The sequence below is a fragment of the Streptomyces sp. NPDC086519 genome (genome assembly GCF_040686075.1).
GTDB classification, from domain to species: domain Bacteria; phylum Actinomycetota; class Actinomycetes; order Streptomycetales; family Streptomycetaceae; genus Streptomyces; species Streptomyces shenzhenensis.
In genome coordinates this window covers 101,116-123,083 of record NZ_JBFBJL010000017.1, presented here as the reverse complement: position 1 = coordinate 123,083, position 21,968 = coordinate 101,116, and the positions used below count along the sequence as shown (strand labels likewise).

21 protein-coding genes and 1 pseudogene are annotated in these 21,968 nt (G+C 70.7%); 13 read left to right on the top strand and 9 right to left on the bottom strand.

The features are described 5' to 3' along the window. Positions 1-7 precede the first annotated feature (7 nt). The gene (locus AB0P24_RS18350) at positions 8-808 is read right to left on the bottom strand and encodes an alpha/beta hydrolase (protein ID WP_365795116.1); all 801 of its coding nucleotides are present in this window, start codon (positions 806-808) and stop codon (positions 8-10) included. Between the two features lie 62 nt (positions 809-870). Between AB0P24_RS18350 and AB0P24_RS18345 the strand changes: the two genes are divergently transcribed. Beyond that, a complete protein-coding gene (locus AB0P24_RS18345; RefSeq protein ID WP_365795114.1) occupies positions 871-1,284 on the top strand; it encodes a MarR family winged helix-turn-helix transcriptional regulator in 414 nt (137 codons plus the stop codon). A gap of 93 nt (positions 1,285-1,377) precedes the next feature. Here AB0P24_RS18345 and AB0P24_RS18340 read toward each other — a convergent pair whose 3' ends face one another. Together AB0P24_RS18340 and AB0P24_RS18335 are read right to left on the bottom strand one after the other, a co-directional pair. Continuing rightward, the gene (locus AB0P24_RS18340; RefSeq protein WP_365795112.1) at positions 1,378-2,868 is read right to left on the bottom strand and encodes an SPFH domain-containing protein; all 1,491 of its coding nucleotides are present in this window, start codon (positions 2,866-2,868) and stop codon (positions 1,378-1,380) included. A 134-nt stretch (positions 2,869-3,002) separates the two neighbouring features. Beyond that, complete coding sequence (locus AB0P24_RS18335) at positions 3,003-3,221, bottom strand: hypothetical protein (protein WP_206306337.1); 219 nt, start codon at positions 3,219-3,221, stop codon at positions 3,003-3,005. A gap of 352 nt (positions 3,222-3,573) precedes the next feature. Here AB0P24_RS18335 and AB0P24_RS18330 point away from each other — a divergent pair, with 352 nt between their 5' ends. The 4 genes and pseudogenes from AB0P24_RS18330 to AB0P24_RS18315 all read left to right on the top strand — a co-directional run bounded on the left by AB0P24_RS18330 (position 3,574) and on the right by AB0P24_RS18315 (position 8,112). Further along, positions 3,574-4,962 (top strand): glycoside hydrolase family 43 protein, encoded by a 1,389-nt coding sequence (locus tag AB0P24_RS18330; protein ID WP_365795110.1) that lies wholly within the window; start codon positions 3,574-3,576, stop codon positions 4,960-4,962. A 156-nt stretch (positions 4,963-5,118) separates the two neighbouring features. Next, a pseudogene (locus tag AB0P24_RS18325) lies at positions 5,119-5,430 on the top strand (winged helix-turn-helix domain-containing protein); the annotation flags it as partial. After that, positions 5,430-6,995, top strand: a complete 1,566-nt coding sequence (locus AB0P24_RS18320) for a HAMP domain-containing sensor histidine kinase (protein ID WP_365795108.1) — start codon at positions 5,430-5,432, stop codon at positions 6,993-6,995. The pseudogene AB0P24_RS18325 and the gene AB0P24_RS18320, both read left to right, overlap by 1 nt. Positions 6,996-7,518: 523 nt before the next feature. Beyond that, entirely contained in the window at positions 7,519-8,112 is a 594-nt protein-coding gene (locus AB0P24_RS18315) for an XRE family transcriptional regulator (protein ID WP_365795106.1), read from the top strand. Between the two features lie 13 nt (positions 8,113-8,125). On the opposite strand, the gene AB0P24_RS18310 is transcribed toward AB0P24_RS18315, so the two are convergent. From AB0P24_RS18310 to AB0P24_RS18285, 6 genes are all read right to left on the bottom strand, one after another. Next, a complete protein-coding gene (locus AB0P24_RS18310) occupies positions 8,126-8,887 on the bottom strand; it encodes an IclR family transcriptional regulator (RefSeq protein WP_365795104.1) in 762 nt (253 codons plus the stop codon). Positions 8,888-9,159: 272 nt separating this feature from the next. Further along, positions 9,160-10,182 (bottom strand): 4-hydroxy-2-oxovalerate aldolase, encoded by a 1,023-nt coding sequence (gene dmpG, locus AB0P24_RS18305; RefSeq protein WP_365795102.1) that lies wholly within the window; start codon positions 10,180-10,182, stop codon positions 9,160-9,162. Continuing rightward, entirely contained in the window at positions 10,179-11,123 is a 945-nt protein-coding gene (locus AB0P24_RS18300) for an acetaldehyde dehydrogenase (acetylating) (RefSeq protein ID WP_365795099.1), read from the bottom strand. Before AB0P24_RS18300 ends, dmpG begins: the two co-directional genes overlap by 4 nt. After that, on the bottom strand, positions 11,120-11,932 hold the full coding sequence (locus AB0P24_RS18295) for a fumarylacetoacetate hydrolase family protein (protein ID WP_365795097.1): 813 nt from the start codon (positions 11,930-11,932) through the stop codon (positions 11,120-11,122). Before AB0P24_RS18295 ends, AB0P24_RS18300 begins: the two co-directional genes overlap by 4 nt. Continuing rightward, positions 11,929-12,876, bottom strand: coding sequence for a 3-carboxyethylcatechol 2,3-dioxygenase (locus AB0P24_RS18290; RefSeq protein ID WP_365795095.1), 948 nt, complete (start codon positions 12,874-12,876; stop codon positions 11,929-11,931). The genes AB0P24_RS18295 and AB0P24_RS18290 overlap by 4 nt, the downstream gene beginning before the upstream one ends. An 11-nt stretch (positions 12,877-12,887) precedes the next feature. Beyond that, on the bottom strand, positions 12,888-13,871 hold the full coding sequence (locus AB0P24_RS18285) for a zinc-binding dehydrogenase (protein WP_365795093.1): 984 nt from the start codon (positions 13,869-13,871) through the stop codon (positions 12,888-12,890). Between the two features lie 101 nt (positions 13,872-13,972). Between AB0P24_RS18285 and AB0P24_RS18280 the strand changes: the two genes are divergently transcribed. From AB0P24_RS18280 to AB0P24_RS18245, 8 genes are read left to right on the top strand one after another with little or no spacing between them, the layout of a single operon-like run. Then, the gene (locus AB0P24_RS18280) at positions 13,973-15,322 is read left to right on the top strand and encodes an SRPBCC family protein (RefSeq protein ID WP_365795091.1); all 1,350 of its coding nucleotides are present in this window, start codon (positions 13,973-13,975) and stop codon (positions 15,320-15,322) included. Next, on the top strand, positions 15,319-15,654 hold the full coding sequence (locus AB0P24_RS18275; protein ID WP_365795089.1) for a non-heme iron oxygenase ferredoxin subunit: 336 nt from the start codon (positions 15,319-15,321) through the stop codon (positions 15,652-15,654). Before AB0P24_RS18280 ends, AB0P24_RS18275 begins: the two co-directional genes overlap by 4 nt. Continuing rightward, the gene (locus AB0P24_RS18270) at positions 15,651-16,865 is read left to right on the top strand and encodes an FAD-dependent oxidoreductase (RefSeq protein ID WP_365795087.1); all 1,215 of its coding nucleotides are present in this window, start codon (positions 15,651-15,653) and stop codon (positions 16,863-16,865) included. The genes AB0P24_RS18275 and AB0P24_RS18270 overlap by 4 nt, the downstream gene beginning before the upstream one ends. Positions 16,866-16,925: 60 nt before the next feature. Beyond that, positions 16,926-17,501: a 3-phenylpropionate/cinnamic acid dioxygenase subunit beta gene (locus tag AB0P24_RS18265; RefSeq protein WP_365795085.1), complete on the top strand. Its 576-nt coding sequence runs from the start codon at positions 16,926-16,928 to the stop codon at positions 17,499-17,501. Between the two features lie 25 nt (positions 17,502-17,526). Further along, positions 17,527-18,387: an alpha/beta fold hydrolase gene (locus tag AB0P24_RS18260; RefSeq protein ID WP_365795083.1), complete on the top strand. Its 861-nt coding sequence runs from the start codon at positions 17,527-17,529 to the stop codon at positions 18,385-18,387. Then, positions 18,384-19,220 (top strand): SDR family NAD(P)-dependent oxidoreductase, encoded by an 837-nt coding sequence (locus tag AB0P24_RS18255; protein ID WP_365795081.1) that lies wholly within the window; start codon positions 18,384-18,386, stop codon positions 19,218-19,220. The genes AB0P24_RS18260 and AB0P24_RS18255 overlap by 4 nt, the downstream gene beginning before the upstream one ends. A 40-nt stretch (positions 19,221-19,260) precedes the next feature. Further along, positions 19,261-20,856, top strand: a complete 1,596-nt coding sequence (locus tag AB0P24_RS18250; RefSeq protein WP_365795079.1) for a long-chain fatty acid--CoA ligase — start codon at positions 19,261-19,263, stop codon at positions 20,854-20,856. Between the two features lies 1 nt (position 20,857). Beyond that, complete coding sequence (locus AB0P24_RS18245; protein WP_365795077.1) at positions 20,858-21,316, top strand: hypothetical protein; 459 nt, start codon at positions 20,858-20,860, stop codon at positions 21,314-21,316. Positions 21,317-21,968 lie beyond the last annotated feature (652 nt).

Sequence of the window (21,968 nt, the reverse complement as noted above, 5' to 3'; positions counted from 1 at the left end):
AGGGGCCTCAGCCTGCGAGGACAGGCGGGGTGCCGGTGCGGCGCAGCTCCGCCTCGATCAACTCGGCCGTGACGTCGGGGCGTTCGATGTGCGGAAGGTGACCGGCCTCGGGTATCGGCTCGAACCGGCCCTGCGGGAAGGCCTTCGCGTAGGCCGCGCCGTACGCGGGCGTGACGATCCGGTCGCTCTCGCCCCAGATCAGCAGCGCGGGCTGCCGCACCCGCCCGAGCCGGGGCAGCAGCTTCGGGTCGGTCATCCGGCCGCCGTCGGTGAGCAGCCGCATGGTCGCCATGTTGGCCTGGCGGCGGGCGAGTTCGGCGGCGGTCAGGGTGGCCGGGTCGACGTAGAAGCGGTCCGGGTCGTGCCAGGAGTGCTCGGCCGCGGCGCGCGGGTCCAGCGCGAAGAAGTCCGTGACCGGCTCGCCCTCGATGTCCGCGCCGACCGCGTTGACCAGGACCAGGCCGGTGATCAGCCCCGCCGTGTCGCGTACGGCCATCTCGGCGGCGAGCTGGCCGCCGAGCGAGGAGCCGATGACCAGGACGTCGCTCAGCTCGCTGTCCTGGAGCAGGTGGAGGTACGCGACGGCGAGATCGTCGACGCTGGTCAGCCACTCGGGGCGCGGCGTGCCGTCCCAGCCGGGGTGGACCGGGGCGATGGTGTGCGCCGACTCGGCCAGGCGGGCGGCGAGTCCGGCGACCGTCGCGGGGCCACCGCCGCCGTGGAGGATGAGCACCGGGCGGCCGGAACCGGCCTCGGTCAGGGAGAGGGGCAGGTCGGGATACACGTGAGCGATGCGGTTCGTCGTCATGCCGTCCAATCTAACTAAGGAAGTTTATATAAACAAGCTTAGTCATCGGTTACAGTAGAGCCATGCACGATGACCTGCAAGTTCTCGGAAGAGCGGTGAAACAGGCCCAGTACCGGCAGCACCGGGCGATGGACAGCGCGCTCGCGGCCGTCGGCACCACCCTCGCGCAGTGGGACGCGCTGCGTGCCATCGACCGGTTGCCGGGCGCCTCGGCGCGCGAGCTGGCCGCGGCCACCTTCCAGAGCGAGCAGGCCTTCGGCACGCTGGTGGGCCGGCTGGTCGCGCAGGGCCTGGTGGAACGGCAGCCGGGCCACGGGCGACGGATCCGGCACCACCTCACCCCCGACGGCCGGCGGACGCTGGCGGCTGGGCACGGCGTGGCCGGCGAGGTGCTCGCCGACTGCTTCGCCGGGCTGTCGGCGGCGGAACGGGCGACGCTGCTGGAGCTGCTTCGGCGGCTCAACGCACAGGAGTGACCAGGGGAATGCCCCCGGCACGGCCGGGGGCACCCCTGTCCCTCGCTTGTTCTTCGCTCGTCTCCTCGGTTGTTCCGCGGCGGCCCTCGGCTGCTACTCGCCGTCCTGCTCCACCGGTACCTTCTGCGACTTCGCGCCCGTCGCCCCGTGGAGCACCGGCGAAGTCCCGGCCGGGGTCTGCCCGTTCTGATTCATCGACGCAAGGAGCTGGCGGGCGAGACCGAGCCCCGTGCCGCCCATCGTCAGCGCCTTGGCGAACAACTCGGCCATGCCGTCGGCGCCGTTGAGCAGCACCATGTTGTCGACGTTGCCGAAGGCGGAGGCGCCGGCCTTGACGATCTCCGGCCAGTTCTCCGCGAGTTGCTGGGCGACCACCGCCTCCTGGTTCTCCGCGAGGGCCGCGGCGCGCGCCTTGATCGCCTCCGCCTCCGCGAGACCCTTGGCTCTGACCGCCTCGGCGTCCGCCAGCCCCCTGGCCTGCGCGGCGGCCGCCTCGGCCTCACCGGTGGCCCGGGTCGCCGCCGCGCCGGCCGCGCCCCGGGACTTGGTGGCCTCGGCGTCGGCACCCGCGGCCGCCTTGACCCGGGTCGCCTCGGCCGCGGCCGCCAGCTCCGTCTCCTTCGCCTTGGCCTGGGCCGCCGAGATTCGCGCGTCACGCTCGGCCTCGGCCAGCGTCCGCTTCTCGTAGGCCTTGGCGTCGGCCGGCTTGCGGACGTCCGCCTGGAGCTGCTGCTCGCGCCGGTGCGCCTCCAGCTCGGCGACCCGCGTCTCCTGGACCACGACCTCCTGCCGGGCGGCCGCGTCGGCGAGCGGACCGGCCTGACGGGCCTGGGCCGCCGCCTTGTCCCGCTCGGCCTGGTAGCCGGCCTGGAGGATCTCGCTGTCCCGGGTGGCCTCCGCCATCCGGGCGAACGACTGCTGCTCCGCCTCCGTGGCGAGACGGTTCGCCTCCGCCTGCGCGATCCGCGCGTCCCGCTGGACGGCGGCCGCGTGCGGCATCGCCAGGTTCTGGATGTACCCGGTCGGGTCCTCGATCTCGTGGATCTGCAGGGAGTCCACGATGAGCCCCAGCTTCTCCATCTCCGTGCCGCAGGCGGCCCGGGTCTGTCCGGTGAGCTTGTCCCGGTCGCGGATCATGTCCTCGACCGTCAACCCGCCCACGATGGACCGCAGATGACCCGCGAACACGTTGTGCACCCGCTCGGACATCATCTTCTGCTGGTCCAGGAAACGGCGGCCCGCGTTGGCGATCGACACGAAGTCGTCGCCCACCTTGAAGATGACCACGCCCCGCACCTTCAGCGGAATGCCCTGCTGGGTCACGCAGTCCACCGACAACTCGGTCTCGTTCAGGTCCAGGGAGAGCTTGCGCACCGCCTGCACGCCCGGCAGCACCAGCGTGCCGCGCCCCGTGACGATGCGGAACCCCATGCCTTCCTCAAGACCCTCGGTCCGATGCTTCGAACCGGAGATGATGAGCGCCTCGTTCGGCTCGGCCACCCGCCACATCATCTTGAACACACCGATCAACACGAGAACGGCGAGAACCGCCGCCCCCGCGACGACGCCGACGATCATCGGCATACGCCCCCCTTTGCCTGGTGCCCTCTCGGCACCGAACGAAGGGAGTGTGCGCCCGTGCGAGCCCCGGGTGAAGACGCAGGCGGTTCCTTGTTGCAATCTTGACGCATACCCCCCTCACCTGGGGCTATGCTCGCTCAACTGTCGTACGCGGGCGTGACGTAGACCGTCCGTGGCGGCAGGTACTCGACCACCATCACGACTGTGCCCCGCTCGAACCGGCCGGTGCCGTCGGCGGCGTACGCGAGGAAGTGCTCGGCACCCCCGCGGACCCGGACGATCACCTCGCCGACGAGCCCGGGCCCGACCGTTCCGGTGACCCGCCCCATGAGCCCGACCATCGACGCATCGTCCATGGCCAGAGGGTACGGGCAGGTCAAGCGAGAGGAAAGCCGCCTGTGCCGGTGCGGCCGGGGACTCCGCCCGGTACGGCCGCGAAGTCCGTGGTCACGGGCTGCGGCGGCCACAGTCCGTGCCGGCGCGGTTCGGTCTCCGGCTGGGCGGCGACGGAGACGAACAACGGCTCGCAGTCCGCGGGCCGGCGCGGGACAGGTTTCGCACAGCGGGCGTCCAGCCGGGCCCCGGTCCCGCCCAACCCATTGACGTGAACCTGCCGCGACTTCTACTTTCTGCACGACTTCTCGAACTCAGTTCGAAATACCGGACGCACTGCCGTGTCCGCGTCTGCACGAGCCCCGGAGAGCCGCCGTGACCACACGTCCCCCCGCCCCGTCCCGCCGCACCCTGCTGCGCGCGCTGACAGCCCTGCCCGTGACGGCCCTGGCCCTGGGTGAACTGCCCGGCCTGCTCGGCGCGGCCGAGGCCGCCGCCCCCGCGAGCGGCTACGCCACCCGCTACACCATCGTGCCGTTCCTCAACAGCGACGACGGCACGGTGAACGTCTACCAGTCCGACGACGCCACGGACTTCCGGCTCCTGCAGTCCTCGGCCTACACCCCGCCCGCCAACCGCATCCGCGACGCGAGCATCTTCAAGCACACGGACGGCTACTACTACATCACCTACACCACCCACACCTGGCAGGACGTGAGCACCACCATCGGCTTCGCCCGCAGCGCCGACCGGGTCAACTGGACGTTCCTGTACGACTACACGATCCCGATCACCAACCTCTCCCGCGCCTGGGCGCCGGAGTGGTTCGTGGACAGCGACGCCGGCGTCAACGTGATCGTGTCCTGCTCGACGACGGACGACGAGTGGATCTTCACCCCGTACGTCCTGACCGCGACCGACTCCGCCCTCACGGCGTGGACAGCGCCGACCGCCCTCTCCGGCATCGGCCCGAACCACATCGACACGTACATCGTGAAGGTCGGCTCGACGTACCACGCGTTCACGAAGAACGAGACGGCGAAGTACATCGAGTACGCCACGGCCACCAGCCTCACGGGCCCCTACACGATCTCCAGGACCGGCGACTGGGCGGGCTGGGGCAGCTACCGCGAGGGCCCCTCCGTGATCCAACTCGACAACGGCGGCTGGCGGATCTTCTTCGACGGCTACGGCGACGGCAACTACTACTACAGCGACAGCCACGACACGTTCGCCACCTGGACCGCCCCCACGGCCCTGCCCACCCTCTCCGGCACGGCCCGCCACTTCACGGTCATCAAGGAGACGGTGACCGGCGGCGCGTCCCTGACGAAGAACGCGACCCGCTCCTTCCGGTCCGTCAACTACCCGACGAGGTACTGGGAGGAGGCGTCCTCTCTCCTCGACCTCCCCGTGGTGACCGGCTCCAGCGCCACCGCCGACAAGCAGGCGGCCACCTTCACGGTGGTCGCGGGCCTCGCCGACGCGGGCGGCTACTCCTTCCGCGACGCCGCCGGCAACTACCTGCGCCACTACGACTTCCGGGGCCGCTTCGACGCGAACGACGGCACGGCGGCATTCGCCGAGGACGCCACCTTCGTCGCCCGCACCGGCACGGCCACCGGCTCGGTCCGCTTCGAGTCGTACAACTACCCCGGTTACTACCTGCGCCACTACAACTACCAACTCCGCGTGAACATCTCGGACGGCACCGACCTGTTCCGGCAGGACAGTTCGTTCGTGCCGGTGGCGTCCTGGGCCTGACTCTCACAACGATCACGGGATGTTCGAGTACCACGGTCGGACCACGGTCAGGGAGACGTACCTGCTCGACCTCGGGTGGATGAACGGCGAGCCGTTCATCCGCCTCGGCGGCTGCTCACCGCCCCCGATGCCGAGCCGTACGCCATGGAGACCGCGCGCTACGCCGACCTCGAACTGGACGAAGCGGCACACGAGGTCCACCGGGCAGGCCAGTACGTACCGCTGTCCCCGACCGAGTTCAAACTCCTTGCCTACCTGCTGGCCAACGCGGGCCGCGTGGTGAGCAGGATGCAGATCCTTGAGCACGTGTGGGGTTACGACTTCTCCGGCGACGCCCGCATCGTCGAAACCTACATCCGCTACGTCCGCAAGAAGATCGACCAGACCGACCCACCCCTCATCCACACCGTGCGGGGCGTCGGTTACAGCCTGCGGCTGCCCCGCGCACACACAAGGCCGAGCGAGTGATGGGACACCTCACCCCGCGGCCTCCCCGGTCTCTGCGCCTGCGCCTGGTCCTCGGGGTGACGACTCTGGCCACCGCCGCGGTCCTCGTCGCCCAGTTGATCGGTTTCGTGGTGCTCAGGTCATGGCTGCTGGACCGGGTGGACGAGCAACTCACCGGTTTCCACCCACCGTCCCCGGTGTTCACGGACGTCCTCCGCGGCACTCTGCCCGATCCACCGCCTTCCGGCACTCTGCCCTCGGACTTCCAGCTGTACTTCTACGACGGCTCCGGACACCTGATGGACACATGGCTCGGAGGGCGCGACAAGGCCGGCCCACAACTCCCCGGCGCCGAACAGGACCTGGAGCTGCGGGACGGCCGGCCCGTCACCGTGCCCGCCGTCCAGGGCGATGGCCACTGGCGGGTACTGCTCAGCCCCGGCCCGAACGGCATGTACGCCGTTGTCGCCCTTCCCCTGGACACGGTGGACGGTGCCACCACCAAGATGCTCTGGCTCGACGCCGTGCTGCTGGCCCTCACCATCGCCGCCCTCGTCACGCTCGGCCGCTGGGTGGTGCGCCTCGGCCTGCTGCCCCTGACCCGCGTCGAACACACCGCAGAGCACATCACCGCCGGACAGCTGGATCTGCGGCTGCCCGACACCGACCCCCGCACCGAGATCGGACGGCTCGGCCGGGTCCTCAACAGCATGCTCGACCGCCTGCACCAAGCCTTGCACGAACGAGAGGCGTCCGAGGCCCGGCTGCGGCGGTTCGTCGCCGACGCCGGCCACGAACTGCGCACCCCGCTGACCACCATTCAGGGCTACGCCGAACTCGCTCTGCGTACCGAACGACGCCCGGCGGAACAAGAACGCGAGGCCAACCGGCAGATCGCGCAGAGCGCACAGCGCATGGGCCTGCTGGTCGACGATCTGCAACTGCTGGCCCTGCTGGACAAGGAACCGTCCTACCGCCGCGCGAGAGTCGACCTGCTCTCCCTGGCCGCCGACGCGGTGAGCTCCGCCGCCCTCCACCACCCCTCCCATCCGATCGACCTCGGCCCCCTGCACACCGCGGCAGACCCGCACGGCACCGCCGACCTGGACATCGTGGAAACGACAGGCGACACACACCGGCTGCGGCAGATCCTGGAGAATCTCCTCTCCAACGCCCGCACTCACACGCCACCGGGCACTCCCGTGCACGTGCGGGTAGGGAGCGGACGCGCCGACGCCGTCACCGGCGGCACCGACCGCCCGGGACGTAGCAGCCCCTCACCGGCCCTTCCTCCGGGTACCCCCATCAGCGTTCTGGAGGTCAAGGACGACGGCCCCGGGCTGGCTCCGCACGACGCCGCGCTCGTCTTCGACCGCTTCTATCGGGCCGATCCCGCCCGCTCCCGTAGCCGCGGTGGCAGTGGCCTCGGCCTGGCGATCGCCGCCACCATCGCCGAGGGCCATGGAGGCCGCCTCGAACTCGACGCCGCCGAAGGCGAGGGCTGCACTTTCCGTCTGATCCTTCCCAACCCGCCATCGCACCACGGCACCTCCAGCCACCCTGACCACCAGACATCGCCTTCCTGAGCGTCGCGTGCCGCGTCGAGGCCACGCAGGGCCACGTCGGCAGCGGCACGGAGGCTTCACGCTGTGCGACGCACCCTCCTTGCCCCGGCCCGGTGAGCACACCGACACCGCGCTCGCCGACTGGGGCCTGACCACCGGCCAGATCACCGACCTCGGAAGGGACGGCGCTCTGCGATCAAGGCGCCGCGGGTCGTGCCGTGGCTGTGGGGCTGGCCGCCGCCGGGCACATCGGCTGTCCGTGGACGGAGGAAGCAGTGACCGCAGGACCGGGTGCGTCCTGCCGGTGCCGGGCGGCCCCAGGAAGACGACGTTCGCCTTGCCGACGAGGAAGTCCGGCGTCCCCATGGCTCCAGGGGCCGAGGGCAAGCGGCGGCCGGCGCGTGGGGAGGGGAGCCGGGACGGGGGAGCGGTGCCGTGCCGTCCGGTTCGTGTGCCCCGGGTCTTGGGGAGGCGGGACGCTCTTGGGCCGTGCCGCTGTCCCGCTGCCGGGGCCTAAAATGGGTGCGTGACCTCAGGAAATGCCGTGGTGGCGCGCAACGTGCGCATTCTCAGAGACCAGCGAGGGCTGTCCCTGACCGAACTGGCCCGGCAGGCCGGGCTGTCGAAGCAGACCCTGTCCAATCTGGAACAGGGGACGGGCAATCCCACCGTGGACACCCTGTTCGCCATCGCCGCCGCCCTCGGAGTGCCGGTCACCAGGCTGGTGGCTGAGCGGGAACAGGTCATGACCGTGCAGCGGCGGGATGAGGTCGTCTGGCAGGAGCACGGGGGATATGAGTCGCGTTCGCTGGATCACGTCTACGGTTCAGGTGTCATCGAGAACTATCTGGTTCGCGTCAGCCGTGATCCGCAGGGCGTGGTGAAGCCCTCCGAGCCGCATCCGGTGGGAACGCTGGAGCACCTGTACGTGATCAGCGGCCGGGTGCGGGTGGGGCCGCTCGACTCGTCCGTCGAGCTGTCGGCCGGCGATTTCGTGCGCTATCCGGGAGACCGTCCCCATGTCTACGAGTCCCTTGAGGGCGAATGCCTCCTGCATGTGGTGGTGAGTGTGCCGCGTGTGCAGCCCGGCACCGGGGCGATGAACCTCACACGTACCCACGCCAACGGCCGGCGCTGAGAGACGGCACAGGTCAGGGACGAGCCATGGCGGCGGGCCGCCGCTGCCGCGTGCGGGCCGCGATGACCGCCCGGGAGGCCTCGTGGGCCACCCGGCGCAGCGCCGGGGCGAACCGGGCCGGATCGAAGCGGGTGTCGGCGCCCGCGATGGAGAGGGCGGCCACGGGACGGCCGGTCGCGCCCATGACCGGCACGGCCACGCAGGTGAGGCCTGGGGCGGCCTCCTGGTGGTCGTAGGCGATGCCGTCCTGGCGGATGCGGCCCAGGGCTGCCCGGAAACGGTCGGGGTCGGAGAGGGTGTGCTCGGTGCGCGCCGGCAGTCCCTGGGCGGTGGCCGCCTCCGCCGCGTCGTGGTCGAAGGCCAGCAGGGCCTTGCCCACACCCGTGCAGTACGCGGGCAGCCGGGCGCCGACGTGGGAGGGCGAGTGGGCTGCGCGGTGACCGTGGAGCTTGCTGACGTACACGATCTCGGTGCCGTGCAGCACGGCGAGGTGCACGGTCTCGTGGGTCAGCTCGTACAGGTCCGCGAGGTACGGCATCAGCAGCTCCCGCAGCAGCAGGGGAGTCGGGCCGTACGCGCGGGTGCCGATGTCGAAGATCTGGGAGCCCAGCCGGTAGTTGCTGCCGACGCGTTCGACCAGGTCGTTGCGGTGGAGGATACCCAGCAGCCGGAAGGCGGTGGATTTGGTCAGCTGGGAGCGCCGCGCCAGCTCACTGACGCCGACCTCCCCGTCCAGTTCCGCGAGCGACTTGAGCAGCACGAGGGCCTTGTCCACCGCGGTCTGCTGCTCGGAGGCGACGGTGGGAGCGCCCTGAGACAGGGGGCGGGCTTGATCCGAGAGTGGTGAGGACGCGGGCATAACGGGCTCCGGGTTGCATTCCAGGCGGCCATTCAGATGGACACACGTCCAATGTAAATGACTGCTACGGCGATGTAAACGCAAACCCCGAGTCGACGGGATCCTCGGCGCGCGCAGGCCACGAAAACGGGCGGGGAGACGACCGACCTCGTCTCCCCGCCCCGATGGCCAGGGCCATGCCCTGCCTGTCACGCTCCAGCGGTCGCCGGCCGGAGCAGGTCCAGTGCGATGTCCACGATCATGTCCTCCTGACCGCCGACCAGCCCCCGCCTGCCGACCTCCAGCAGGATGCTGCGGACGTCGATGCCGTACTGCCGGGACGCGGCTTCGGCGTGCCGCAGGAAGCTGGAATAGACACCCGCGTACCCGAGGGTGAGGGTTTCGCGGTCGACCTGGACGGGACGGTCCTGTAGCGGTCGCACGAGATCGTCCGCCGCGTCCTGGAGGGCGAACAGATCGCAGCCGTGCTTCCAGCCCTGGAGATCGGCCACCGCGACGAACGGCTCGATCGGGCAGTTGCCCGCGCCCGCGCCGTGCCCGGCCAGCGACGCGTCGACCCGGGTCACGCCCTCCTCCACGGCGACGACGGAGTTCGCCACGGCCAGCGAGAGGTTCTGGTGCGCGTGGATGCCGATCTGCGTCTCGGGGTTCAGCACCTCACGGTAGGCGCGGACACGTTCGCGGACGCCGTCCATGGTCAGGCGGCCGCCGGAGTCGGTGACGTACACGCAGTGCGCGCCGTAGGACTCCATCAGTTTGGCCTGCTCGGCCAGCTTCCCGGCCGGGGCCATGTGACTGAGCATCAGGAAGCCGGAGACGTCCATGCCGAGTTCGCGGGCGGTGCCGATGTGCTGGGCGGCGACGTCGGCCTCGGTGCAGTGCGTGGCGATGCGGATGGACCGGACACCGAGCGCGTAGGCGTGCCTCAGTTCGGCGATGGTGCCGATGCCGGGCAGCAACAGCGTGGTGAGCGTGGCCCGTTCGAGGACCGACGCGGCGGCCTCGATCCACTCCCAGTCGGTGTGGCTGCCGGGGCCGTAGTTCAGTGAGCCGCCGGCCAGGCCGTCGCCGTGTGCCACCTCGATGGCGTCGACGCCGGCCGCGTCGAGGGCGGCGACGATGCGGCGGACGTCGGCGGGCTCGATGCGGTGCCGTACGGCGTGCATGCCGTCCCGGAGCGTGACGTCCTGGACGTACAGTTCTCTGGTCATGCCCGGGCCCCCTGTCGTGCGTGTCCGGCGATGCGCTCGGCGGTACGAAGGGCGGCCGAGGTCATGATGTCGAGGTTGCCGGCGTAGGCCGGGAGGTAGTGGGCGGCGCCCTCCACCTCCAGGAAGACCGACACCCTGGTGGTCACCTCGGGCGCGTCGGCGGGCAGCAGGGTGTGCACCGGCTCGTCGGGTGGTACGGGGGTGAACTGGACGTCCTGCTTGAGCCGGTAGCCGGGGACGTACTGGGCGACCTCCGCCACCATGCCGGCGACGGAGGACCGGACGGCGTCGTGATCGGCGTCGCCGATCAGGCAGAACACCGTGTCCCGCATGATCAGCGGTGGTTCGGCCGGATTGAGCACGATGATCGCCTTGCCGCGGGCGGCACCGCCGACCTTCTCGATCGCGGCCGAGGTGGTCTCGGTGAACTCGTCGATGTTCGCTCGGGTGCCGGGGCCCGCGGACCTGGAGGCGATGGACGCGACGATCTCCCCGTACGCGACGGGAGTCACCCGCGCTATGGCGTGGACGATCGGGATCGTGGCCTGGCCGCCGCAGGTGACCATGTTGACGTTGCCGGCGCCGAGGTGGTCGTCCAGGTTGACCGGTGGAACCACGAACGGGCCGATCGCGGCCGGGGTCAGGTCGATGAGCGTCTTGCCGAACGGCTTCAGCCGCTCGGCGTTGGCGATGTGGGCCTTGGCCGAGGTGGCGTCGAAGACGATCTCGATGTCCCCGAAGCCGTCCAGGGCGACCAGGCCGGCCACCCCCTCGGAGGTGGTGGGGATGCCGAGCCTGCGGGCGCGGGCGAGGCCGTCGGAGTCCGGGTCGATGCCGACCATCGCCGCCATCTCCAGCGTCTCCGAGAGCCGGATGACCTTGATCATCAGATCGGAGCCGATGTTGCCGGAGCCGATCACGGCGACCTTGGTCTTCTTCATGACGCGTCCTTCTCGCTGAACGTCGCGGAAACCGTGCCGAGCGTGGAGATCTCCGCCACAACGGTTTCTCCGGGGGAAACGCCGACCATGGGACCGAGCGCGCCCGACAGGACGACCTGCCCGGCGCGCAGGGGCTCCCCGTAGGCGCGAGCGGTGCGGGCCAGCCAGAGCAGGGCGGTGAGAGGGTCGCCGAGACAGGCGGCGCCGGTTCCCTCGGACACGAGGACGTCGTCGAGGAACATCCGCATGGTCGCCGCGCGCGGTTCGAACGCGTCGAGCGGCAGGCGTGCCTCCCCGAGGACGTACAGTCCGCTGGAGGCGTTGTCGGCGACCGTGTCGGTGATGGTGATGTCCCAGCCGGCGACGCGGCTGTCCACGATCTCCAGCGCGGGTGCCGCGCAGGCGACCGCGGCGCGGACGTCGGCCGGGGAGATGTCGTCGCCGTCCAGGTCCGCCGCCAGGACGAAGGCGATCTCCGCCTCCGCCTTCGGCTGTAGCAGCCGGGACATGGGCACCTCGGGGTAGGCCGTCACGTCCATGTCGGCGAACAGAACGCCGAAGTCGGGCTGGTCCACGCCGAGTTGCTGCTGCACCGCGGGGGAGGTGAGCCCGATCTTCCGCCCGCTCACGACGGCCCCGCCGGCCAGCCGGAGCGTGGTGAGACGCCTCTGGACCTGATAGGCGCCGTCGATGTCCTCCGCGCCCAGCACATCGCGGACCGGGGCGCAGGGCTCCTGCTTGTCCGCGGCCGTGAGCAGCCGGTCCGCGGCGATCCCGATCGCGGCTTCGCGCTCTGTGCGCTCTGTCATCGGGTCGGCTCCTGTTCTGCCGTGGCCACCGCGAAGCCGGCGATCCACTCGGGGACCGGCGCGTAGAAGCGGGAGGTCATGCGGTAGGGACCGGCGGCGGCGAGGGACGCGAACGCGGCGATCCAGGTGCGCACCTCGTGGGCCGAGCCGCCGCCCTCCGCGCTCATCCACTGCACGCTCCAGCCGTCCACGTCGCCGAGGCGGCCGCTCTCCAGGGTGTCGAGCACGTGGGTGTCCCACGCCGGGTTGATCGGGATCATCGTGGTCGAGCCGGCGGCGTAGTCCCGGCCGGCCTGGACGACCCGCTCCTCGCCCCGCGCCCGCTGTTCGGGCGTCGGCGGGTGGCCCTCGATGAGGGCGTCGGCGACCCGGGGCGGGGCACCGTCGAGGACCGGGACGGGCGGGTCGTGGGAGAGGCCGCCGGAGGCGAGGAACAGCACGCGGCGGTCCAGTTCCGCCGCCGCTTCGCCGATCGCGGTGCCCAGGGCGCGGATGCGGCTGACCGGGCCGAGCGGGGTGGCGACGCCGTTGACGAAGACCGGGACGACCGGGATCCTGTCGATGCCGCCGAACAGGACCTCCAGGGGCTGCACGAAGCCGTGGTCGACGGTCATGCGGGCCGAGACGGTCAGATCGACGCCTCGGTCGAGAACACCGCGGGCGAGGGCGCGGGCGGCCTCGGCGTCGACCGACAACGGTCCCGCGGCGGAGCCGAAGTCGCCCACCGCGTTCGCGTCGGTCGCCAGGCAGAACGGGGGCATCTCCTTGTAGAAGAAGCCGTTGTAGTGGTCGGGGGCGTACAGGACGACCAGCTCGGGGTCGAAGGCACGGACGAAGGCGCGCGCGGCGTCGACGGCGTTCTCGACGGAGCGCAGGACCTCCGGAGCCGGGTCGTTCTTGCCGATGAGGGGTGAGTGGGACAGGCCGACGGCGGCGGTGGTCATCGCGGTGCTCCTCACTGTTCGGGGGCGGGCGGGTGGATGACGAGCTTGCCGGTGAGCCGCCCGTCGATCATGAGCTGGAAGCCCTTGTGGATCTCGTCCAGCGGCAGGGCGCGGTCGATGACCGGACGCAGCCCGGTGGCGTCCATCAGCTTCAGCAGGCCGACCAGCTCACTGCGGGTGCAGCCGGTCGAGCCGAGGATGCGCTGCTGGAGGTAGAAGACCCGACCGAGGTCGGCGGGAGGGTTGGTGCCGCTGGTCGCCCCGGCGATCACGACCGTGCCGCCCGGGCGGAGCGACTTGAGCGAGTGCGACCAGGTCGCCTCGCCGACCGTCTCGACCACCACGTCCACCCGCTCGGGAACCCGCTCGCCGGTCGGTACGGCCTTGCGCGCGCCCCAGGACTCGGCCTGCGCCCGCTTGTCCGCACTGCGGCTGGTCGCGTAGACGACGGCTCCCGCGGCCACGGCGAGCTTGATCGCGGCGGAGGCGACGCCACCGCCGGCCCCCTGGACGAGCACCCGGTCGCCGGCGCGGATGCCCGCCTGGGTGAACAGCATGCGATAAGCGGTGCCCCAGGCGACCGGGAGACAGGCGGCCTCGGCGAAGGTGAGCCAGGCCGGCTTGGGGATGAGATTGCGGGTGGGCACGGACAGGTACTCGGCGAACGCGCCGTGGTGCTGCTCGGACAGCAGGGCTCGTCGCGGGTCGAGGGTCTCGTCGCCGAGGCCGGCGTCCGGGTCGGCGATCACCGGGTGGACGAGGACTTCGTTGCCGTCTTCGTCGTATCCGGCGGCATCGCAGCCGAGGACGATGGGCAGCCGCTCGGGAGGATGGCCCACCCCGCGCAGGGTCCACAGATCGTGCATGTTGAGGGAGGACGCGACCACGCGGACCGTGGACCATCCGGGGCGCGGCTCGGGCTTGGGGATGTCTCCCGTCACGAGCCCCGACAACGGGTCGGTCGCGCTCTGGGAGACGGCGATTGCGGCAAGCATGTGAGCACGCTCTCCCGAGGGCGCCCGGGTCCGACAGCCGGTGTGCCACTATGCGGCACGACGCGTGGCACACCTCTTCGCCCCTGTTGTTGCCTGTGCCCATGACCTCGACGAACGAACCCCAGGGCGCGGCCACGGCGGCCCCGCACGGGGCCCTGCGGCGTCCGGCAGACCTGGCACGGAACATCGACGTCTCCGGGCTCGTGGACACCGAGGGCGGACTGCTGGACCGCGTCATCTTCACCGACCAGCAGCTCTACCGGCAGGAACTGCGCCGTGTCTTCGCGCCGAGCTGGCTGTTCCTCGCGCACACCGACCAGTTCCACAAGCCCGGCGACTTCTTCACCACGTACATGGGTGAGGACCCGGTCATCGTCACCCTCGACCGTGACCGGCGGATCCGCGCCTACCTGAACTCCTGCCGCCACCGCGGCGCCCGTGTCTGCCGCGCGGACTCCGGCACCACCCGCAACTTCACCTGCACCTACCACGGCTGGTCCTTCAACCTGGACGGGGCGCTGATCAGCGTGCCCAACAAGGACGGCTACCCCGACGCCTTCGACGAGGGGAAGTGGGGCCTGGTGGAGGTGCCCCACGTGGAGAGCTACCACGGTCTGGTCTTCGGCACCTGGAACCCGGACCCCCTGCCGCTGCGGGAGTCGCTGGGCGACATGGCCTGGTACATGGACGCCATGCTCGACCACGACGAGGAGGGCACGGTCGTCGTCGGCGGGGTCCACAAGTGGGTCCTGGAGGGCAACTGGAAGCTGGCGGCCGAGCAGTTCGCCACCGACTGGTACCACGTGAACATGAGCCACGCCTCGGCCCTGATGGTCCTCGCGCCGCCCGGCAAGAAGCCCAAGGACGAGGTCGTGCACCGCACCGGCCGCCAGTACTCCGACGCCCACGGCAACGGCGCGGGCTTCCCGGTCCACCCCAGGAACCGCTTCGACGCGCAGACCGTGCACCAGTGGATGGACTACGACGCGCTGCGGGAGCGGCTGGGCGAGGCCCGGGTCGAGGGTCCGCTGACCAACGGGCACGCCACCGTCTTCCCCAACTTCTCCTACCTCCCGGTCAACGGCTCGATCCGGGTCTGGCACCCCAAGGGCCCGGACAGGATGGAGGTCTGGGCCTGGACCATCGTCGACAAGTCCATGCCCGAGGACGTCCGCGAGGCCCAGCGCCTCTACAACCTGCGGACGTTCGGCCCCAGCGGCATCTTCGAGCAGGACGACGGCGAGAACTGGAGCGAGGTGCAGGCCATCTCGCACGGCTTCATCACCAACGGCGTCGCCCTGAACTACCAGATGGGGCTGGGCTCGGAGCGCGAGGACGGCCGTTATCCGGGCCGGACCAGCGAGCTGTACAGCGACGCGGGCGGACGCGCCTTCTACGGGCGCTGGCGCGAGCTGATGAACACCGCCGCCTGGCACGAGGAGAAGAAGTGAGCAACGGAATCCGCGTCGCGTCCCTGGACGACATCCCCCAGGGCGAGGGAATCGCCGTCGACAAGGCGATCACCGGCACCTCGGACAACATCGCCCTGCTGCGCGACACCGATGACAGCGTCTACGCGCTCGACGACACCTGCACCCACGAGACCGCCTCCCTCGCGGACGGCTGGGTGGAAGACGGCTTCGTGGAGTGTCCTCTGCACTCCAGCAAGTTCTGCCTGAGGAGCGGCGAGGTCCAGGGCCTGCCCGCGACGAGGAACGCCTGCCCGCACCGGGTCGAGGTCCGTGACGGCGAGGTCTATCTCTTCCCGGGAGAGACACCATGACCGAACGCGTGGTGATCGTCGGCGGCGGCATCGCCGGGGTCAGCACGGCCGCGTCCCTGCGCTCCGGCGGCTTCGAGGGCGAGGTGACCCTCGTCGACCTGGGTGAGTTCCCGTACGACCGGCCGCCCCTGTCGAAGGACTTCCTGGCCGGCACCAAGGACATCAAGCAGATCGCGCTGCAGTCGTCCCAGTGGTACGACGACCAGCGGATACGGCTGATCAACCGGACGGCCGTCACCGCGCTGCGGCCACGGGACGCGGCCGTCGAGCTCGCGGACGGCCATCTGCTGCCCGCGGACCGCGTCGTCCTCGCGACCGGCGGTGGCGCGGCCCGTCCGCCGATCCCGGGCATCGACAGCGAGCGCGTACATGTGCTCCGGACGGCGGACGACGCCGACCGACTGCGCCCGTCCCTGGTGCCGGGCGCCCGTCTGCTCGTCGTCGGCGCCGGGCTGATCGGCGCCGAGGTCGCCTCCACCGCCGTACGCCTGGGATGCCAGGTCGACCTGGTCGATCCCGTGGCCGTTCCGCTGGCCGGTGCGCTGGGCCCCGAGCTGGGCGCCTGGTTGCACAGGCTGCACGCCCTGCACGGCGTGACCACCGTCCAGGCATCCGTGGAGTCCTTCGAGCAGCGCCGCACCGGCATCGAGGCGAGGCTCACCACATCCGCCGCACCGCAGGTGTACGACGCCGTCGTCCTCGGTGTCGGCATGGTGCCGTGCACCGAACTCGCCCAGGGTGCCGGTCTCGAGGTGGACCGCGGCATCGTGGTCGACGAGCGGCGGACCACCTCCCATCCGGCCGTGCTCGCCGTCGGCGACCCGGCCCGAGTCCGCCGGGGCGGTGTTCTCCTGCCGCGCACCGAGCACTGGGAGGCCGCCCGCCACGACGGTGCTCGCGCGGCCGCCACCCTCCTCGGTGCCACGCCGCCCGAGGAGACGGTGTCCTGGTTCTGGACGGACCGGCACGCACGTCACGTGGAGGCGGTCGGACACATGGACGCCGCCACGCACACGGTCGTGCGCGGTTCCTTCGACGGGCCGTCCTGCGCGGTCTTCGGCCTGCGCGACGGACTTGTCGTCGCCGCCGCCTCCGTCGACGACCCGTCGGCCGTACGCGCGGCGCGCCGCATGATCGACCGCCGCATCCCCGTCGACGCGGCCCGGCTGGCCGACACGTCCGTGAAGCCGCGCGACCTGCTGCGGGGCTGATGTGCCGCCCAGCGGCACAGCCCGTACCACCCCGGCCCGGAGAAGGGATCGAATGACACCGTGAGTACAGCCCCTGAGCAGATCCGGTCGCGTGCGGGAGAGCGCGCGGACCGGGACACGCACTTCGAGGTCGAGCAGTTCTACTATGAAGAGGCCGCCCTCCTCGACGACGGCCGCTACGCCGACTGGCTCGACCTGCTCGCCGACGACCTCGACTACTGGATGCCCACCCGCACCAACCGGCTGCGTCGCCAGCAGGCGCTGTCCGTGGCCGCGCGAGGCGAGGCCGCCTTCTACGACGAGACCAAGGAGAGCCTCGCCTGGCGCATCAGGCGGTTCGACTCCGGGATGGCCTGGGCCGAGGATCCGCCCTCGCGGACCCGTCATCTGGTCACGAACGTGATGGTCCGGCACGTGGACCCGGCCGACCACCACGGGTTCACCGAGGACGACCTGTGGGTGCGGTCCGCGTTCCTGGTCTACCGCAACCGGCTGGAGCGCGAGGAGAACGTCTTCGCCGGCGGCCGCACCGACATCCTGCGCCGCACCGGCGACGGAGGCCTCCAGGTCGCGCGCCGCACCATCCTCCTCGACCAGAACATCCTCCAGGCCAAGAACATCTCGACCTTCTTCTGAACGTGCCTCTCCGATGGGAACATCCGTGACCGACCTCGAACTCAAGCGTCATCGCGTGACCACCTCACTCGGTGAGATCGCCGTCGCCGAAACCGGCGAGGGGCCCGTGCTGGTGATGCTGCACGGCGGCGGGCCCGGCGCCGGCGGCGTCAGCAACTACCGGCAGAACCTTCCCGCGCTCGCCGAGCACTTCCGGGTGATCCTGCCGGACCAGCCCGGCTTCGGCGCCAGCTACCGTCCCACGGAGGAGGACCTCCAGCAGCGGTCCATCACCGAGATCACGGTGGACGCCCTGTACCAGGCCCTCGACTCACTCGGCATCGGCACCTTCCACCTGCTCGGCAACAGCCTGGGCGGAGCGGCCGCCATCGCCATGGCGCAGCAGCGCCCGGACCGGGTCACCCGCCTCGTCCTCATGGCACCCGGCGGCGGCTGGCTGCCCTTCGGTCCCACACCCACCGAGGGACAGAAGGAGATGTTCCGCTACTACAACGGCGGTGGGCCCAGCGAGAAGAAGATGGCCGCGTTCATCCGCACCATGGTCTACGACCACAAGCAGTTCGGCGAGGACGTCGTCCGGGCCCGTTACGAGTCCTCCCTCGACGAGAGCCACATCGCCTTCTACCACCTGTACAACGCCGCCTTCGCCAGGCGCGGCGGCATGGACCCCCTCTGGCGCGACCTGCACAGGATCAAGGCGCCGACCCTGCTGCTCTGGGGCCGGGACGACCGCACCATCACCCTCGACGGCGCCCAGCTGATGCTCAAGCAGATCCGGGACGTCCAACTGCACGTGTTCGGCAGGTGCGGTCACTGGGTGCAGCTCGAACGGCAGCCCGAGTTCGACCGGATGGTCACCGACTTCCTCACGCGGGACGCGTCATGAGCGGCGGCTGGCTGGAGGGCTACGCGACCCTGATCACCGGCGGCGGCTCGGGCATCGGGCGGGCCGTCGCCGAGCGCTTCCTCGCCGAGGGAGCCTCGGTCACCATCGTCGGCCGCGACAAGACCCGGCTCGACGAGGTCGTCCAGGCGGCGCCCGACCCCTCCCGGATCCACGCCGTCGAGGCCGACGTGCGCGACTCGGCGGCCCTGCACGCCGCCGTCGCCGAGACGGTCGACCGCTTCGGCAAGCTCGACACGCTCGTCACGAACGCGGGCCTGTGGGACTACCAGCGCCAGCTCACCCGGCTCAGCCCCGCGGAACTGGACTCCACCTTCGACGAGATCTTCTCCGTCAACGTCAAGGGATACGCGCTCGCCGCGGAGGCCGCCTGGCGGGAGCTGGTCAAAACCCGCGGCAGCATCGTCATGACGCTGTCCAACGCCTCCTTCTACGTCAACGGCGGCGGCCCCCTCTACACCGCGAGCAAGCACGCATGCCTGGGACTGATGCGTGAGCTCGCCTACGAACTGGCCCCGAAGGTCCGTGTCAACGGCGTGGCCTGCGGCGGCATGAACACCGACCTGCGCGGCCCCGCGGCGCTGGCGCTCGCCGGCCGTTCGATCTCGACGTCGTTCGCGAAGAAGGCACCCGGCTCCCCGCCACCGCCCATCCCGCTGCACGACTCCAGCACGGACCCCCGTGACTTCACCGGGTCCTACGTGCTGCTCGCCTCCAGTGCCCAGAGCGGTCCGATCACCGGACACGCGATCAATGCCGACGGCGGCATCGGCGTACGCGGGTTCGCGACCGCCGCCGGCGGCGACCACCTCTGACACTCGACAACGCCAGACGTAGCTCAACGAGGAGCCGCTCGTGACCACGTTCGCCACGACCCCGCACCAGGCCAACTCGGGCCTGCGGGTCGACCTCAATGCGGCCGCCGCGGTCGAACGCAACGCCCGCTACCACGCGGACACCGTCGTCGTCCGCTATGCCGGAGGCGACCTCACCTACGCCCAACTCGACGACAAGGCGGCCCGCCTCGCGGGCGTCCTGGCGGACGGGGGCATCGTCGACGGGGACCGTGTGGCGTATCTCGGTCTCAACAGCAGTTCGTTCCTGGTGACGATGCTGGCCGTGTTCCGGCTCGGTGCCGTCTTCGTCCCGGTCAACTTCCGGCTGGCCGAGGCCGAACTGGAGGCCGTGCTCAACGGCAGCGGTGCCACCGCCCTGATCTGCGAGGAAGGACACAGGCAGAGCGTGGACACGATACGCGGCCGGACGAGCCTTGCCCGGTTCCTTCTCGTGGACGACGACAGCGAGGCGCCGGCGACCGACGCCGTGGGCTGGGAGGCGTGGTCGCCGCTGCTCGCGTCCGCGCTCCCGGCCGCCGGCGTGGCGGCCAAGGGCGCGGACGACCCCGCGATCCTCATGTTCACCTCCGGCACCACCGGAACGCCCAAGGGTGTCGTCCTGACCCACGGCAACATCTGGTGGAACTCCGTGAACGTGGAGCTGCGCCTGGACACCCGCCGCGGTGACGTCACGTACGCCGCCGCGCCGCTCTTCCACGTGGGCGCACTGAACAGCTTCGTGCTGCGCACCCTGGTGCGCGGCGGCACGGTGGTGATCCGCCGCGGCTTCGAGCCCCAGGCGTGTCTGGACGATCTCGTGACGCACGGGGTGAACTCCATGTTCGGGGTGGCCCAGATGTTCGCCGCCCTCGCCCGGGTACCGGGCCTGTTCGAGGCGGACCTGAGCGGACTGCGGTCGGTGGTGGTCGCGGGAGCGCCGGTACCGCCCTCGTTGATCTCGCTCTACGCCGAGCACGGGCTGCTGCTCCAGCAGGCCTGGGGGCTGACCGAGACCGCTCCGTTCGCCACCCATCTGCCGGCCGAGCGCACGCTGGACAAGATCGGCTCCGCCGGCATACCGATGCCCTTCACCGAGGTCCGGGTTGTCGACGCCGCGACCAACCGGTCCGTCAAGGCGGGAGAGCCCGGGGAGATCGTCGTCCGCGGCCCGAACGTCACCGCCGGCTACTGGAACAACCCGCAGGCGAACCGGGCGGCCTTCGACGAGGACGGCTGGTTCCACTCGGGCGACATCGGATACCTCGACGAGGACGGCTGTCTCTACATAGTCGACCGCCTCAAAGACATGATCATCAGTGGTGGGGAGAACGTCTACCCCGCCGAGGTCGAACGCGTTCTGTCCGCCATGCCCGGTGTGACCGACGTCGCGGTCGTGGGCATACCCGACGAGCAGTGGGGGGAGCTGGTGACCGCCGTGCTGAGCGTGGACGACCCGACAGCGGTCACCCTGGAGACCGTGCACGCGTGGGCGGCAGGGCAACTGGCCCGCTACAAGCTGCCGAGACGCCTCACCGTCGTGCCCGCTGTCCCGAGGAACGCCTCGGGCAAGCTGGACCGGGTGGTCGTCCGCCGGCTCGCCGACGGGGAGGTCTGACATGCTCGCGGTGCCCGCACTTCCGGTCCTGCGCGTCGACGGTGCGGCGCGGACGACCGTCGAGTCCTGGAGCCGTCGCGCGGGCAGGCTGCGACTGGGCGCGGGCGGAGCCGAGATCACGGTCCGTGTGGAACGCTGTGCGGCCGGCCGCCTCAAGGACGCCTACCCCGTCGGCGCCCACGACGTGGAAGTCGTGCTGGAGACGGATCAGGGCACGGAGACGGCTTCCGCCCTTCTCCGGACTCTGGTGCGTGCCGTCCGGGCAGCGGACCCGCGCTGCCGCCGGGTCGTGTACGCGGTGGCGGAGGGCGACCGCAACGCCGCGGACAGGGCCGCGTCGGCGGGATTCCGGTACGTCGTCGACGTCGATCTGGCGGACCGGCAGCTGAGCCTCCTGGTCCACGAACCCGACTGGGTCACCGGTACCGACGCCGATCTGGACCACGTACCCGGTACGTGACCGAACGGAGGCCGTGCCCGTCGGGCACGGCCTCCGCATGCCGTCGGCGGTGACCGTCCCGAGCTCGGACAGGCCACTGCTCCTCATGCCGGGCAGCCGCCCCAAGACGACGAGGTGCCGGCGACGCCGGACACGGACCGTCGGGTCGGCGATGCCGAGGAGCCGGGCGACCTCCGCGGCCTTCCCTCCGGGCGCGACGAAACCGAGAGCCGCCTCCGACGGCTGCTGAACGGGCAATTGTCCGGCGACCCGCCCCCGCCAGACCCAGGGCGGGCCAATTGCCGTTCCGGGGAAAAGGCAGCCGGTACTCACCATGTCATCCGAACCCGTCGGAAGCACGGCCGGACGAAGACGGCCGCTGAGAGGAAAAGGCGGGGGCATGTCGGAATCGGTCGGCGGGTTCGGTCGGACCCATGCAGTGTGAGCGCGAACTCGTCCGCCGCGCACGGGCTTTACCCTGCCACTTCGTGATTCTGCACAAGTGAGAACCCTCGTCGACGTCGGCCCCGTCCCGGGAAATGAACGCGTAACAAAGAGGCTATTGACATCCCGTCACGCCTAACCGGCTAATTGTCCGGACGTCGTCTTGCGCGCAGGTTCCAGTTCCCCGGCCCAATAACGAGGGCCCGTCACGATGGGTACGAAGTGAAGA

What these genes read in the sequence shown, in the direction of transcription:
- AB0P24_RS18350 (WP_365795116.1), bottom strand. Translation starts at nt 808, where the DNA reads ATGACGACGAACCGCATCGCTCACGTGTATCCCGACCTGCCCCTCTCC.
- AB0P24_RS18345 (WP_365795114.1), top strand. Translation starts at nt 871, where the DNA reads ATGCACGATGACCTGCAAGTTCTCGGAAGAGCGGTGAAACAGGCCCAG.
- AB0P24_RS18340 (WP_365795112.1), bottom strand. Translation starts at nt 2,868, where the DNA reads ATGCCGATGATCGTCGGCGTCGTCGCGGGGGCGGCGGTTCTCGCCGTT.
- AB0P24_RS18335 (WP_206306337.1), bottom strand. Translation starts at nt 3,221, where the DNA reads ATGGACGATGCGTCGATGGTCGGGCTCATGGGGCGGGTCACCGGAACG.
- AB0P24_RS18320 (WP_365795108.1), top strand. Translation starts at nt 5,430, where the DNA reads ATGGGACACCTCACCCCGCGGCCTCCCCGGTCTCTGCGCCTGCGCCTG.
- dmpG (WP_365795102.1), bottom strand. Translation starts at nt 10,182, where the DNA reads ATGACCAGAGAACTGTACGTCCAGGACGTCACGCTCCGGGACGGCATG.
- AB0P24_RS18300 (WP_365795099.1), bottom strand. Translation starts at nt 11,123, where the DNA reads ATGAAGAAGACCAAGGTCGCCGTGATCGGCTCCGGCAACATCGGCTCC.
- AB0P24_RS18295 (WP_365795097.1), bottom strand. Translation starts at nt 11,932, where the DNA reads ATGACAGAGCGCACAGAGCGCGAAGCCGCGATCGGGATCGCCGCGGAC.
- AB0P24_RS18290 (WP_365795095.1), bottom strand. Translation starts at nt 12,876, where the DNA reads ATGACCACCGCCGCCGTCGGCCTGTCCCACTCACCCCTCATCGGCAAG.
- AB0P24_RS18285 (WP_365795093.1), bottom strand. Translation starts at nt 13,871, where the DNA reads ATGCTTGCCGCAATCGCCGTCTCCCAGAGCGCGACCGACCCGTTGTCG.
- AB0P24_RS18280 (WP_365795091.1), top strand. Translation starts at nt 13,973, where the DNA reads ATGACCTCGACGAACGAACCCCAGGGCGCGGCCACGGCGGCCCCGCAC.
- AB0P24_RS18270 (WP_365795087.1), top strand. Translation starts at nt 15,651, where the DNA reads ATGACCGAACGCGTGGTGATCGTCGGCGGCGGCATCGCCGGGGTCAGC.
- AB0P24_RS18255 (WP_365795081.1), top strand. Translation starts at nt 18,384, where the DNA reads ATGAGCGGCGGCTGGCTGGAGGGCTACGCGACCCTGATCACCGGCGGC.
- AB0P24_RS18245 (WP_365795077.1), top strand. Translation starts at nt 20,858, where the DNA reads ATGCTCGCGGTGCCCGCACTTCCGGTCCTGCGCGTCGACGGTGCGGCG.